Origin of the sequence: Arthrobacter sp. 9V, from assembly GCF_902506065.1 — a bacterium.
In the GTDB taxonomy this organism is placed as follows: domain Bacteria; phylum Actinomycetota; class Actinomycetes; order Actinomycetales; family Micrococcaceae; genus Arthrobacter.
Genome location: NZ_LR732912.1, coordinates 3999774 through 4014153, shown reverse-complemented (window position 1 = coordinate 4014153; position 14380 = coordinate 3999774). Strand labels below are relative to the sequence as shown.

Here is a 14380-nt window from a genome sequence, read left to right as displayed (position 1 = left end):
TTTACTCCACAAGCTTGCCGGCCACGGAGTCGTCCGCGTTGACTTCGGCGAGGGCTCGGAAGGAGTCGGGAGCCGGAGGCAGGCTTTCGAACCTGACGCCCTCGTCTGTTGACCAGATGAAGTTCCCCTGAAGCGCGGGATCTGCTGCCGGGAAGTCAGCGCGGTTGTGGGCCCCGCGGGTTTCACGGCGCTCGAGTGCGCACTCCAGGGTGGCTCGTGCTGCCAACAGGGAACCAAGGAGGTCGTAGGCATGGGCCAGGTCATCAAACCCTGCGATGTCCGGGTGGGCTGTGACCAGCTGGGCGCGTTCCTCCAAGGCAGTCAACTTCTCAAGTCCCTGTTCCAGCCCTTGCTCGGTGCGCACCACCCCGGCGTGTTCGGTCATGAGATTGCGGAGTTCGCGCTGCAGTCGCCGGGCGGACTCTGTTCCGCGCTCGCTGAGGAGTGTTTGCATCTCCCGGCGGGCTATCTCGACGGCGGCAGTATCACGGAAGATGTGGGTGCGCGCATGGACGTAGTCAGCCACGTGCTCTCCGGTGATACGACCATAAACCAGCAGCTCAATCAGTGAATTACCACCGAGGCGGTTGGCGCCGTGCAGCCCGGACGAAGCCTCGCCGATTGCGTAGAGGCCGTTCACCCCTGTTCCGTGGTCCTCCGGTGCAACCCAGACCCCGCCCATGGAGTAGTGGGCAGTGGGGGCGATTTCGATTTTGGTAGTGGTGATGTCCAGCATCTGCAGGTCGATCAGTGTGCGGTAGACCCGCGGCAGCTTTTCCATGATGGTTTCCCGCGGGAGGTGGGAGACGTCCAGGTACACGCCGCCCTTCCCGGTCCCGCGCCCCTCCGCCACCTCGGTGTAGGCGGCCAGCGCAACCCGATCCCGGGTGGACAGCTCCATGCGCTCGGGGTCGTACCGTTCCATGAAACGCTCACCGAGGGCGTTGGTAAGGATGCCGCCTTCTCCGCGTGCCGCTTCCGAGACCAAGGTTCCGGCGGCGTCGTCGGGCTCCAGAAGTCCGGAAGGGTGGAACTGGACCAGCTCAGCGTCGCGGATGCTGGCCCCGGCCAGGGCGGCAAGCCGGAAGGAGTCTCCGGTGTTCTCGTCGCGTCGGGAGGAGGTGTGGCGCCAGATGCGGGTATGTCCGCCGGCGGCCAGGATGACTGCATCGGCGTGGATCTGCACAGGGGTGCCGTCTACGACGTCGAATCCATAGGCGCCGAAGACGGTGCCGTCTGCGACGAGCAAACGCGTGATGTAGACGGTATCGATGATGGGCACATTCAACTCTGCCGCCCGGCGCATCAGCGTGCGCTGGATTTCCAACCCGGTGTAGTCCCCGGCGTAGGCGGTGCGGCGATACTTGTGGGCGCCGAAGAATCGCTGGGAAATGCGTCCATCCTCTTCCCGGGCGAACGGCATCCCCCATTGTTCGAGGTCCTCGATGCCCCGGGCCGCGTTGCGGGCCACTGTTTCCACGATGGACGGATCGGCAAGGAAGTAGGACTCCCGCAAGGTATCAGCGGCATGCTGCTGCCAGCTGTCCTCGGGGTCCATGGTGCCCAAGGCGGCGTTGATGCCCCCGGCGGCGAGGCTGGTGTGGGCGTCGTGCTTGCGCCGTTTGCCCACCGCCAGCACCTGCACCCCCCGCTGGGCCAGTTCAATCGAGGCGCGCAGACCGGCGCCGCCAGTGCCGATAACCAGCACCGAAGTGGATAAAAGTCGTTCTGGAGTGGAGTTGACGTTCATGAGATCAACGCTAGAAGGATCCGAATCATGTATCCAATGAATTAATTGAGTCAGATCGATGCAGTTATGCTATGAGGCATGAAACTAGAGCAACTGCGGTCCTTTGAGGCCATTGCACGGGTGGGGCACTTCACACGCGCCGCCGAGCAGCTGTATCTCGCGCAGCCCTCCCTCAGCAGGCAGATCGCTGCGCTGGAGGCCGATCTTGGCGTGGCTCTTTTCCACCGCGGGTCAGCCGGGGCCACTCTTACGAATGCAGGGGAGCTCCTCCTGCCTATTGCCCGGCGCATGCTGGGCGATGCGGAGACAGCGCGGGAGCAGATGAACGAGCTCTCGGGTTTGCGCCGGGGCCGTATTCGCTTGGGCGCCCCACCAACCCTCTGCGTCTCACTGGTGGCCGATGTACTGGCCGCTTTCCGAAAGGCGCATCCCGGCGTCGAATTGCACATTACTGAAGGCGGTTCGCGTCACCTGGTTGATGCCCTGAACGAAAGCGCGCTGGACCTGGCCCTGGTGGTGACCCGCGGATCGGACCCCGCCGTGCAGGGCACCGAGCTGATTCCGCTGCTGACCGAGGAACTGGTGGTTGTCTCCGCCGCCGGATCGGCGTCACCGGATGAGTACACGCTGGAGCAATTGGCGCACGTTCCGCAGGTTGCCTTCAACCGAAGCTATGATCTGCGGATGGCCACTGAGGCGGCCTTCTCAGCCAAGGGCTTGGAACCGTTGATCGCCGTCGAGGGCGCTGAAATGGATGCCGTTCTGCGCTTTGTGGAACGGGGACTGGGCGTCGCAGTGGTGCCGGCAATGGTGGTCATTGACCGGCCGGGACTGCGCAGTGCCCGCCTGGTCAACCCCTCACTGACAAGAACTGTCAACCTCGCTCGCCGGAACGATATTGCTCCTTCAGCAGCCACCGCAGCAATGCAGGAGTTCATCTTCAGCACAGTGGACCGGTTAGCGGCGCCCGGCACCGAGCTTGCACGCCTGGTCACTCCAACCCGACGCCGTTAATAGACCTCAGATCAGGCCGAGTTCAGCCACAGCGGCTCGCTCCTCGGAAAGCTCTGCGGCTGTGGCGTCCATCTTCCCGCGGCTGAAGTCGTTTACCTCCAGCCCTTGAACAATTTCCCAGTTACCGCCTGAAGTAGTCACGGGGTAGGAGTAGATGAGGCCTTCGGGCACCCCGTATGAGCCGTCCGAGGCAACGGCCATGGAAACCCAATCGTCCTTGGGCGTGCCCAGTAGCCAATCGCGGGCTGCGTCCACAGTTGCCGACGCTGCCGATGCAGCAGAAGACGCGCCCCGGGCATCGATGATCGCGGCGCCTCGCCGGGCCACAGTGGGGATGAAGTCGTTTTCAATCCAGTCCTGGTCATTCACCACCTCGGCTGCATTCCGGCCCGCGACCTCAGCGTGAAAAATGTCCGGATACTGCGTTGCCGAATGATTGCCCCAGACAGTCATCTTGCGGATGTCTCCCACCTTGGCCTGGGTCTTTTTTGCAAGCTGCCCCAGGGCTCGGTTGTGATCCAGCCGGGTCAGGGCGCTGAAACGGGCGGCAGGGATGTCCGGGGCGTTGCTCATTGCAATCAAGGCATTGGTGTTGGCGGGATTGCCCGTCACCCCGATCCTGACATCGTCTGCCGCCACGCGATTAAGAGCCTGGCCTTGTGCTGTGAAAATAGCGCCATTGGCACTGAGGAGGTCGCCTCGTTCCATGCCCTTGGTACGCGGACGGGCGCCAACCAGCAAGGCAAGGTTCACGCCGTCGAAAATATGGTCGGCGCTGTCCCCGATCTCCACCGAGTCGAGCGCGGGAAACGCGCAGTCCTCGAGCTCCATCACCACACCCTCAAGTGCCTTCAATGCGGGGGTGATTTCCAGGAGCCGGAGTTGCACCGGCGTATCGGCACCAAACAAAGCGCCGCTGGCTATCCGGAACAGGAGGCTGTAGCCGATCTGGCCGGCCGCGCCGGTGACGGCGATCTTGATGGGGGAGCTCATACGGGTTCTCCTTGCTGATCTGATCCAGCCGATGAGGCTTTCCAAGCTGTGAGTCATCCTGCCACAGAGCCGCGATTCGCCCCAGCATTGAATCAAAAATTCCGATGCAGTTTCGCGCTTTTATTCGCTATGCAGATGCCACTGACGGCGCAAGAATGAATTAACCGTCACAGAAACAGGTCACAGCAGCCAGCGCGCTGTGACCTTTCGCCACCTAGGAGAACACATGTCAAGCCAAGAGGTTGAGGTCCTCGTCGTCGGCGCCGGTCAAGCCGGGGTAGCCATGAGCGAGCACCTGAGCGAGCGGGGAATTCCCCACATTGTCCTGGAACGCCACCGCATAGCCGAGCGGTGGCGTTCAATGAGGTGGGATTCCCTGGTTGCCAACGGCCCTGCCTGGCACGATCGCTTCCCGGGCCTGGAGTTCACCGACATCGAAGCCGGGTCCTTCCCATCCAAAGAGCAGGTTGCCGACTACTTCGTGGCATACGCCGAGAAGATCGGTGCCCCCATCCGCTGCGGCGTGGAGGTCAAGTCCGTACGCAGGAACATCGGGGCCCCGGGCTTCCACGTGGAAACATCTGATGGGGAGTACAACGCACGCTACGTCGTGGCCGCCACCGGTCCGTTCCAACGGCCGGTGATCCCCGCCGTCGTCCCAGAAACTGCCCAACTGATGCAGATGCACTCAAGCTCCTACCGCAACCCGGGCCAGCTGCCCCAAGGTGCCGTGCTGGTGGTGGGCGCCGGCTCCTCCGGCGTGCAGATTGCCGCGGAAATCCAGCGCTCCGGCCGTCAGGTATACCTCTCGGTTGGCCCGCATGACCGGCCCCCGCGCAACTACCGCGGCCGGGACTTCTGCTGGTGGCTCGGTGTGCTCGGCAAGTGGGACGCTTCCACCCCGGCGTTGGGCGCCGAACACGTAACCATCGCAGTCAGTGGTGCAGACGGTGGCCACACCGTTGACTTCCGGGCGCTCGCCGAGAACGGGATCAAACTCGTGGGACGGACCATGGAGTTCCAGGACGGCACCATGCGCTTCGCCGACGACCTTGGCACCAACATCGCGAACGGCGATGCACACTACCTGGAGTTGCTGGACGAAGCTGACGCGTACGTTGAACGCAACGGCCTGGACCTGCCGGAGGAGCCCGAGGCCCGCCTCCTGAGGCCGGACCCGGAGAGCCTCACCAACCCTATCCGGGAGCTGGACCTCGCAGCGGCCGGAATCACCTCCATTGTGTGGGCAACCGGCTTCGCCGTGGACTACAGCTGGCTGCAGGTGGACGCCTTCGATGCCAAGGGTAGGCCGCTGCAGCAACGCGGGGTTTCCACCGAGCCAGGCGTGTACTTCCTGGGCCTTCCTTGGCAGTCACGGCGTGGATCGAGCTTCATCTGGGGCGTGTGGCACGACGCGAAGTACGTTGCCGATCAGATCACCATTCAGCGGAGCTACCTCACCCACAATGAGCAGGATGCGCTGGTGGCCAGCGGAGCCGTCTAACGCCGAAGCCGAAAGAAGGGGACCACGCCAGCAGGCGTGGTCCCCTTCTTCTGTGTCTGACTTCGGCCGATTCAGCCCAGCCCCGCCAGCGACTTGGCCGAGAGAGCCGTCTCCAGTTTCTGCGGGTCCAGCAGTCCGCGCTCAATCACCAGTTCGGCGATTCCACGATGGGTGGCGAGCGCCTCCTTGGCCAGTTCGGCCGCTGCAGCGTACCCGATCAAGGGCGCCAATCCGGTGACCACGCTGATGGATTCGAGCATCCGCTGCTGCAGCATCCGGGTGTTGGCGGTGATGCCGTCCACACAATGGGTCCGAAGCTGCCGGCAGGCCACGGTGAGCCAGGCGATCGATTCAAGCAGAGCATCGGCAATGACCGGTTCGAAAGCATTGAGCTGGAGCTGGCCGGCCTCTACAGCCATGGTTACGGTGGCATCCGCGCCGATCACCCGGAAGGCAACCTGGTTGACCATCTCCGGGATGACAGGGTTGACCTTGCCAGGCATGATGGAGGACCCGGCCTGCACTGCGGGGAGGAGGATTTCGCCAAATCCTGTCTGCGGACCGGAGGAGAGCAGGCGGAGATCGTTGCAGATCTTGGAGAGCTTCACTGCCGCCCTCTTCAAGACGCCGGAGACGAGCATGAAGACGCCGGTATCGCTGGTGGCCTCCACGAGGTTGGTTGCGGAGGTGAGTTGCAGGCCGGTGATGGTACTGAGCTCGCTGATCACAGTTTCCCGGTACCCGGGTGACGCTGTGATGCCTGTGCCGATTGCGGTGGCTCCAAGGTTGGATTCCCGCAGGTGGGGAAGTAGTTCGAGGAGCCTCAGGCCGTCTTCACGGAGGGTGTCCGCGAAAGCCCCGAACTCTTGTCCCATGGACATGGGCACGGCATCCTGCAGCTGGGTGCGGCCAACTTTGATGATCCCGGCGAACTCCGTGGCCTTGGCATCAAAGGCTTGGATCAGCCTGGCGTGTTCCTCGCAGAACTCCGATATTTCCCGTTGCAGGGCGAGCTTGATGGCGGTGGGGTAGACGTCATTGGTGGACTGGCTGCGGTTCACGTCATCGATGGGATGCAGCGCGGCGTAGTCGCCCTTGCAGTGGCCCATCAGTTCCAGCGCCCGGTTGGCAATAACCTCGTTGGCGTTCATGTTGGTGCTGGTACCGGCGCCACCCTGGATGGTGTCCACCACGAACTGGTCATCCAAGCGGCCCTTCATGACCTCCAAGGAGGCCCTTTGGATGGCTGCCGATTTGTCCGGATGAAGAAGGCCCAGGCTTTCGTTTGCGCGTGCCGCTGAGTATTTCACCGCCCCCAATCCCCAGATGAGGGAACGCAAAGTGCCGATTGTGCGTCCGCTGACGGGGAAGTTGTCTACGGCCCGGTGCGTACTGATGCCCCAGTAGGAAGCCCCGGGAACGTCGGCGTTCCCGAGGCTGTCCTGCTCCCGCCGTACTTCCGGGCGGGGAGAAGTCAGGTGTTCTGTCATGGTCCTTTTCCTGAGAATGCTCCCGACGCCGGACTGCCTGGTTACGTTGCCAGGTAGTCCAACGCCGTGAGTGCCAAGGCGGCTGCGCCGTCGTGAATGGCAAGATTGGCTGCGTCGCCGATGCAGTGCGCGGCGAACTCGGGTTGGTGGTTGGCTGCCGGGAAGCAGCCGAGTCCTATGTAGGGGTGGATGGCCGGAACCACTTGGGACACGTTGCCCATGTCCGTGGAAGCCCTGTTCATGGTGGCTTGCTCGGGGGGTGCGTTGAAGTCGCGTCCCAGGGCTTGCGCGTGCTTTACATACAGCTCGAGAGCCCGCAGGTCCGTGCGGAACTCCGAGTAGGGCTCCGATTCCGCGGTCACGGACAACTCGCAGCCCGATGCCAACGCCCCCGCTTCGAAGCACCGTTGAACGCGCTCCTCCAGCTCGCCCAAAAGCTCAAGTGATTCTGCCCGGACGTACCAGCGGCCCTCGGTCTTTTCCGGGATTGCATTGGGTGCTTCGCCCCCGCGCGTCTGGATCCCGTGGACCCGGGTACCGGGAGGAAGCTGTTGGCGCAGGAGTCCCAACGCCACCTGGGCAACAATGAAGGCGTCATTGGCATTGACGCCCTGATCCGGATAAGCGGCGGCATGGGCTGATTTGCCCCTGAACTCCACGTGGTTGTGGGCCACGGCGTAGGGTCGGGCTTCTGCCGAATCAACAGGGCTGGGGTGCGCCATCATGGCCAGGTCCAGGCCTTGGAAGGCCCCCTTTTTGAGGAGCTCGATCTTTCCGCCGCCGCCTTCTTCGGCCGGGGTCCCGTACAGTTCCACGGTCAGGTCATGCTCGGCAGCAAACTGCGCCAAAGCCACGGCGGCACCGCACGAGGTGGCCGTGATGATGTTGTGGCCGCAGGCGTGGCCGAGGCCCGGAAGGGCATCGTACTCGGCCATGAGCCCAACGCGGCGGGACCCCGTTCCGAAGACCGCGCGGATCGCGGTGGGAAAGCCCAAATACTCCTTTTCCACCAAAAAGCCGTGAGCGGACAGGTACTCCGCTGTCCAGCCTGCGGCACGATGTTCCTGCCATCCGAGTTCGGGGTTGGCGTGCAGGGTTTCGGAGAGCTGGATCAGTTGTGGCTGCTGCGTGGCTACCGAGTCCAGCACCTGCTGGCGTTGAACTGCCGGGTTGGCAGCTGTTGTTTGATTAGCGTTCATCGCCCGCCACCCCATAACCGACGGAAGCGGCGGGGTCCAGACCGCGAATCACATAGTCCTGCCGCTGCGGAAGCCACACGTCCAGGAGCTTCTCCAGTTCCTCGATGGGATGATCGTGCCAATCCACGCGCAGGTCCGTGTCCCGCCAGCCGTGCCCGGACACCACCGAAAGTCCGGCGGATCGCACGGGTCCGGCTTCGCCGCCGGCCGCAATGGCGGCTCGAAGGGCGGCCATGAGCCGCACTTCCAACTCTCCGGCGCTGGCTTCAAAGGCGTCGCTGAGGGCCTGGGCAACACCCGGATGCGCGAGCATGTTGCCCGCAGCCACACTGTTGGCGCCCCGGCCTTCGCCAAACACGCCCAGGGTATGCGCGCCGCTGAACACGGCGGACCCGCCGTTCGCGTCAAGGACCACCAGCTGCCGGTAATCCACCGCGGGCGATTCCTGCACGACGGCGTCAATCGCCTCTTGTGCGGAGTAGCCGGCCTGCAGCCGGTCGAGTAGGGCGGTTCCAAGCCTGGGATCGGTGATGTTCTGGGAACTGACGGCGCCCACCCCGTCGCGCAAGTGCGCGCAGCGGGCAGCTACAGCAGGAGATGAGGAAGAAACGGCGATGCCAAACCTGCCGCTGCCGTCAGTGGCCGCGATGCTGAAGGTCACTGCTGGCCTTCCGTGGAGAGCACTGCAGTGGCGTCAATTTCCACGAGCCATTCCGGACGCGCCAAAGCTTGGACCACGATGCCGGTGGACACGGGGAACACGCCTTTGAGCCAGCGGCCCATGGTGCGGTAGACGGTTTCGCGGTAGCGGGGATCGATCAGGTAAACGGTGACCTTGACGATGTCTTCAAGGCTGCTGCCCGCCTCCTTGAGCAACATGTCAATGTTGGCCATGGCTTTCTCAGTCTGGGCTTCGACGTCGCCAATGCCCACGGATTCACGCGTCTCAAGGTCTTGCCCGATCTGGCCGCGAAGGTAGACCACGCCATTGGCCACCACGGCCTGGCAGAGATCGTTGTCCAGGTTCTGTTCCGGGTAGGTCTCTTTGGTGTTGAACGTGCGGATGCGTTGGTGCTTCATGTTCGCAGCTTGCCTTTCAGATCTGTTGGACGGGTGCTCGTATCCTTCAGCTTCCTTCGGGGCTCTAAATCTGTCCAACAGTTCTTTTAGAACGATTGCATCGACTTTTCTGATCCAGAGTGTATTCTCGGTCCCATGGATGTGACCCTCACGCAGTTGCGCTACTTTGTGGAAGCGGCAGCACAGCTGTCCATGACCGGTGCTGCCGTTCGGCTCAACGTGGCCCAGTCCGCCGTCTCCGCGGCGATCGCCCAATTGGAGCGGCACGTTGGAACGCAGTTCTTCATCAGGCAGCGCTCCAAAGGCCTGGTGCTCACACCGGCCGGCGAATTGTTCGTCAGGGACGCTCAAGCTATCCTCGCGCAGGTTGAGGAGAGCATTGACCACGCCCGGGGAGAACATCAAAGCGTCTCCGGGCGCATACGGATTGCCTGCTTCAGCACCCTCGCCCCGTTCCTGCTTCCCGGCGTCCTGACCAAGCTGCGGGAAGACCACCCGGAACTTGAGGCGGAAGTCATTGAAACCGACACGTCCGGCTGCATCGGCGCCTTGCTCAGCGGGCAGGCTGATCTGGCGTTGTGCTATGACCTCGATCTCCCCGAGGCAATCGCCAGCTCCGTGGTTGATACCGTCAGGCCCTATGTGGCACTTCCGCCGGACCACAAGCTGGCCGGATCAAAAACCGTCCACCTTTCCGCGTTGAGTGGTGAACCCTTTGTGCTGCTGGACTTGCCGCACACCCGGGACCTCATGCTCTCCATCGCCAGGCTGGGTGGCAAGGAGCCGGATGTCAGGTTCCGCTCTGCCAGCTATGAAACAGTGCGCACTTTCGTGGCCCGCGGCCTTGGTTATTCCATCCTTCACCAGCGGCCACAGCATCAGCTGACGTACGACGGCGGCCAGTTGGCCGCCGTCGAAATCCGTGACGATGTGCCGGAATTGAAGACGGTCCTGGCGCACTTGAAGTCTCATCGCCCCACGGCGAGGGTGCGGGCGGTAGCGCAGGCGGTCCGTCATCAAATCGTTGCTGCACGGGCTGCCCGCAACTAGCTTGCCGGATCTGCATTCATCGATTCAGCAGATGCACTTGGTGTTAAAAATCTATTAGACAGATCAGTTTGCAGCGCCCGACACTGGATAAAACCAGCAATCGGGCGTGATCCACGTCATGGATCTTTCCTCCAGGAGGAACTGTGAACACCAAAAACATCGAGGGGCAAGTCAGCCGAAAAGGCTTGCGCACCAGCGTTGCCGCCGGTTCAATCGGCGTCTTTGTCCACTGGTTCGAGTGGGCCATTTACGCCTACCTCGCTTCCACCATCGCAGTCGTTTTCTTCCCGCAGCAGGACAGCACAGCAGCCCTGCTCTCAGTCTTCGCCGTCTTTGCCATCAGCTTCGGCGTCCGTCCCCTGGGCGCACTGGTCTTCGGAACGCTTGGGGACAGGATCGGCCGCAAGAAGACTCTGTCAATCGTGATTCTCTCCATGAGCGGTGCCACATTGGTGGTGGGACTTTTGCCCACCTACGACGCAATCGGTCTGTGGGCGCCCATCCTTCTTGTTGCCGCCCGGGTGGTCCAGGGCCTGGCGGCCGGAGGTGAATTCGGGAGTGCGGCCGCGTTCCTGGCCGAGTATTCACCCAGGAAACACCGGGGATTCGGCGTCAGCTGGCTCGAATTCGGAAGCCTCCTGGGCTTCCTGGCAGCCTCGTTGGTGGTCTTCGTGCTGTCCAGCGCCATGGACGCCCAAGCAATCGCCGACGGCGGCTGGCGCATCCCCTTCCTGATCGCGGTCCCCTTGGGAGTGATCGGCTTCTACATCCGCTCCAAGATTGAGGACACCCCGGAATTCCGTTCCCTGGAGGAGCTGGGCAACGTCCCGCAGAGCCCCGTCAAGGAGGTCTTCACCAAGCACCGGAAGCAGCTGCTGCAGATGAGCGGCCTGGAGGTCATGATGCACGTGACCTTCTACATAGTGCTCGTGTATCTCCTGACCTATCAGGAGAAAGTATTGGGTTTCGACGCCGGAACGGCCGCGCTGCTTTCGACGGCCGCGTCCGTGGCTGGCCTGATTCTGGTTCCGTTTGTGGGGGCGCTGTCAGACAGAATCGGCAGGAAGCCGGTCCTGATTACTGCCGCCGTTTCGCTGGTGGTGCTGGCCTATCCTCTGTTCCTGATCATGCAAACGGGCGCTGCCTGGGCCGGAATCGTCAGCACCATTGGACTGGGCATCATCCTGGCCCTGATCCTGGGCGTTCATGCGGCCGCGGCTGCCGAACTCTTTCCAACGCGCACACGGCAGACCGGGCTCTCCATCGCCTACAGCGTCACCGCGGCCATCTTCGCAGGTACCGTCCCGTTCGTCCTCACCTGGCTTATTGCGAAGACGGGCAACGACATGATGCCCGCCTTCTACCTGATCCTGGTAGGCCTGATCGGTTTGGCCGCAGTGCTGAGTATGAAGGAAAGCAAAGGCAAGGACCTGCTGAGCGAGGACAAGGTTGCTGACCTATCCTTGGCTCCGAGCACCACGGAGGCGTCCCGGATCATCCGCTGATAAACGTCCCAGTGCACGCTCCACCAAATGCCGTTGCCGGGAACCAGTAACTGCATCCGGGTCCAGCATGGAAGTCACGTGCAGGCCCATCATGATGTTCAGCAGCTCATCGGCAACCGCATCCGGGTCCACCAAAGGTTCGCATTCGCCGTCGTGCTCTGCTTGGGCCAGGAAGCCCATCACCAGTCCGCGCCAATGCAGCAGGGCATCCCGCCCGACCGCGCGTAGCGCGTTTTCCGTCTGCGCACGCTGCCAGAAGGAAACCGCCACCCGGGCTTCCACCACGGTGAGGGGATCGGCCGGGATGATTTCCAGGCACAACCTTCGAAGGGCTGACAAGCCGCGACGGCCGGCCGTTCCAGCCGCGATGCGTTCGTTGGTGCGGTCGCAGATCAACTCGTAAGACGCCAGCAGCAGGGCGTCTTTGTTGGGAAAGTAATGGGCCAGCACTCCCGGCGCCGCGTAGCCGCATTCCCTGGCGATGTCCCGCATGCTGGCGTTCTCTATGCCCTGCTCCGCGATCAGGCGCCAGGTGGTCTCAATGATGGAACGCCGGCGTTCCTCGTGATCAACCAAGCGGGGCATGCTGCTCCTTTGTTTCGGACGTTCGAGTGGTGGTTCGTTTGCGCGGGTGGCGGGGCCGTGAGCACCCTACCACTGCGGGAACGACTGGCAGCGCTCCCGCAGTGGCAGCGTTCCCGCAGTGATGGGCGCGGCTAAAGCCGTCAGTGTCCGCAGCCGCCGGCGTTGGGCTCGGCTGGCGCGCAGTGCCCGGCGGTGGAGGGAGGCACGTTGAGTGTGGGGTTTTGATCAAAGAAACCGTGCGGCTTCAGGGTGAAACCGGTGGTGTCAACAGGCATGATGGGCCAGTCTTCAGGGCGGGGAAAATGGGTCAGTCCAAACGAGTGCCACACCACCAGGTCCTGGCCATCAATGTCGCGGTCCTGAGCCACGTAGCTGGGCAGCCCCGCACCTCCGGGGTGCTGGTTGACGAAGTCGCCGGCCGCGTAGAGCTCGTCTTCGGCGTGCTTCGTGACCCACAGGTGGTGCTTGGCAAAAGCGGCGCGTGAGGCGATGGAGGAATCGTCCGCCATGGCCAAGGTGGGGTTGCCCTCGGGGTAGAGGGTGTAGCCCACGGGGTGGCCCAACTGGTTCAGCGAGCCCGGGTTGCTGATGTGCCACACCCTTCCCTTGCTGCCATCGGCATCGCGGACAGCTTCCGATTCACGGGTCAACGCTGTGCGCTTCTGGCTGAAGGCGTTTCCGTGAGGATTTCCTGGTCCCTTGGGAAGGCGCACCAGGTCCAGTTCCTCAACGCGGTTCGTATCGCCGTCGATCATCATGTCCAAGCGGGCGCTGAAAAGGTGCTGGTGGTAAGGGGCGCCAAGGCCAGGGGCGATCTCCGAAGCGTAGGCGTAGTCCTTGTCCGGGAGCGCTGCCGTGAACACAATGCCCGTGGCCTTCGCCTCGAACTCGATGGTGCCATCCAAGTAGAGGTACCAGTAGAAGCCGTAATCGTAGTTGCCCACGGTGGTAAAGAAAGAGACAACCAGCCGGCGGTTACGCCGAACCTCGTTGGAGCCGGCCCACTCATCCGTATGCTTCCAAAGGATTCCGGCGTCTTCCTCATGGATGCAGATGCCGTTTTCGATGGTGCGGGGGTTGCCGAAGTCGTCGGCCACCACAGGAGACATGTACGTGATGTCGCCCAGGCAGTCGCAACCAAGCTTGAGGGAGTTGGCGTCCCGGCCAACCAGGTACTCGCCGGAATCGAAGTAGTTCTGCCAGCTGCGGTACGGGGACGGGTCACCATAGGGGACCACCATTTCTGAGATGGACGCGCGGTGCACCACCGGGCGACGCCGCCCCTGGTGCGAGTGGTGCAATTGGTGGAGCACCAATCCTTCGCGTGCGTCGAAGCCTACTCGCAGGTCCCAGCCGGCCCATGAAAGGAGGTTGCCCTCAAGCGTGAAACTAGGCCCCTCGGGCTGGGTGATCTCTATGGGCTTCAGATCCGTGCGGAGCTCACCGTGAATGGTGGGATCGGTGTAATTGCCGTCAACCTCCGGTACCGGAACCGGGCCGTCGTCGATCAGGTGGTTCACGCGGCGGTTCTCCACGTCAACAAAGGCCACCAACCCGTCAATCGGATGAGCCCAGGGGTGGTCTGCAGGGTGGTCCTGGCGGAACCCGAGGCCCCGAAGCAACCGCTTTCCTTCCTCGTTCCCGTACTCGAAGACGCCCGCAGACAGGGGAGCGACGCGGACTTGAGCAGGGGTCAGGCCGCGGCTGGCCAGGGCTGCGATCCACCGTGGATCAACAGCCAGGATGTCCTCGATGATCCCGAATTCCTCGAGGAGGACCGGCAGCTGGCCGTCGATCTGTGGGTTGAGTTCGCGCCTCTCGAGGACCAACCCGGTGGCCAGGGACAGCCTGACGTCGAGCGAAAGTGACTGCGCGGCGTCCCAGAGCATGGCCCGGACAAGGCGAGGAGCATCAGCGTCTTTCTGAAGTGCGGCCTTGGGCGGTTCGATCAGGCCCAGATAGGCGAAGCGGGTGGTCTCTGCGACGAGGCCGGCTTCGGCCAGAATCCGGCGGGCCTGGTGAATTTCCTGTGCCGAGAGCTGCTCAAGCGGATGCTGCCCCAGCGGAGCCTGCGTCGTTGCGGCCTGCGTCGGTGCGGCCTGCGTCGTCGCGGCCAAGGGGGTGGTTTGAAGGGTCATGGCACTTCCTGAAGTCGATTTTTGATGGTACAACTGTTCAACCAACGCTTTGATGTTACTCACCTCACAGGC

Annotated in this window: 12 protein-coding genes; 4 read left to right on the top strand and 8 right to left on the bottom strand. The window is 62.9% G+C overall.

What is annotated here, in order from left to right:
- Position 1: 1 nt before the first annotated feature.
- Complete coding sequence (locus BACI9J_RS18410; RefSeq protein ID WP_159735638.1) at positions 2-1750, bottom strand: FAD-dependent oxidoreductase; 1749 nt, start codon at positions 1748-1750, stop codon at positions 2-4.
- 78 nt (positions 1751-1828) lie between these two features.
- Between BACI9J_RS18410 and BACI9J_RS18405 the strand changes: the two genes are divergently transcribed.
- The gene (locus BACI9J_RS18405) at positions 1829-2764 is read left to right on the top strand and encodes a LysR family transcriptional regulator (protein ID WP_159735637.1); all 936 of its coding nucleotides are present in this window, start codon (positions 1829-1831) and stop codon (positions 2762-2764) included.
- A 6-nt stretch (positions 2765-2770) separates the two neighbouring features.
- Here the strand turns inward: BACI9J_RS18405 and BACI9J_RS18400 are convergent, their stop codons facing one another.
- The gene (locus BACI9J_RS18400) at positions 2771-3757 is read right to left on the bottom strand and encodes a malate dehydrogenase (RefSeq protein WP_159735636.1); all 987 of its coding nucleotides are present in this window, start codon (positions 3755-3757) and stop codon (positions 2771-2773) included.
- Between the two features lie 226 nt (positions 3758-3983).
- Between BACI9J_RS18400 and BACI9J_RS18395 the strand changes: the two genes are divergently transcribed.
- Positions 3984-5261, top strand: a complete 1278-nt coding sequence (locus BACI9J_RS18395) for a flavin-containing monooxygenase (protein ID WP_159735635.1) — start codon at positions 3984-3986, stop codon at positions 5259-5261.
- A 71-nt stretch (positions 5262-5332) separates the two neighbouring features.
- Here the strand turns inward: BACI9J_RS18395 and BACI9J_RS18390 are convergent, their stop codons facing one another.
- From BACI9J_RS18390 to BACI9J_RS18375, 4 genes are read right to left on the bottom strand one after another with little or no spacing between them, the layout of a single operon-like run.
- Entirely contained in the window at positions 5333-6751 is a 1419-nt protein-coding gene (locus tag BACI9J_RS18390) for an aspartate ammonia-lyase (RefSeq protein ID WP_159735634.1), read from the bottom strand.
- 41 nt (positions 6752-6792) lie between these two features.
- Positions 6793-7950, bottom strand: coding sequence for a M20 family metallopeptidase (locus tag BACI9J_RS18385; RefSeq protein WP_159735633.1), 1158 nt, complete (start codon positions 7948-7950; stop codon positions 6793-6795).
- On the bottom strand, positions 7940-8611 hold the full coding sequence (locus BACI9J_RS18380) for a DUF1028 domain-containing protein (protein WP_159735632.1): 672 nt from the start codon (positions 8609-8611) through the stop codon (positions 7940-7942). Before BACI9J_RS18380 ends, BACI9J_RS18385 begins: the two co-directional genes overlap by 11 nt.
- Complete coding sequence (locus tag BACI9J_RS18375; protein WP_105694094.1) at positions 8608-9030, bottom strand: RidA family protein; 423 nt, start codon at positions 9028-9030, stop codon at positions 8608-8610. The genes BACI9J_RS18380 and BACI9J_RS18375 overlap by 4 nt, the downstream gene beginning before the upstream one ends.
- 135 nt (positions 9031-9165) lie before the next feature.
- Between BACI9J_RS18375 and BACI9J_RS18370 the strand changes: the two genes are divergently transcribed.
- Both BACI9J_RS18370 and BACI9J_RS18365 read left to right on the top strand, forming a co-directional pair.
- Positions 9166-10080 (top strand): LysR substrate-binding domain-containing protein, encoded by a 915-nt coding sequence (locus tag BACI9J_RS18370; protein ID WP_159735631.1) that lies wholly within the window; start codon positions 9166-9168, stop codon positions 10078-10080.
- A 143-nt stretch (positions 10081-10223) separates the two neighbouring features.
- Complete coding sequence (locus BACI9J_RS18365) at positions 10224-11585, top strand: MFS transporter (protein WP_159735630.1); 1362 nt, start codon at positions 10224-10226, stop codon at positions 11583-11585.
- Here BACI9J_RS18365 and BACI9J_RS18360 read toward each other — a convergent pair.
- A complete protein-coding gene (locus tag BACI9J_RS18360) occupies positions 11538-12170 on the bottom strand; it encodes a TetR/AcrR family transcriptional regulator (RefSeq protein ID WP_159735629.1) in 633 nt (210 codons plus the stop codon). The genes BACI9J_RS18365 and BACI9J_RS18360 overlap by 48 nt on opposite strands.
- Before the next feature lie 140 nt (positions 12171-12310).
- Complete coding sequence (locus tag BACI9J_RS18355; protein ID WP_159735628.1) at positions 12311-14308, bottom strand: primary-amine oxidase; 1998 nt, start codon at positions 14306-14308, stop codon at positions 12311-12313.
- Positions 14309-14380 lie beyond the last annotated feature (72 nt).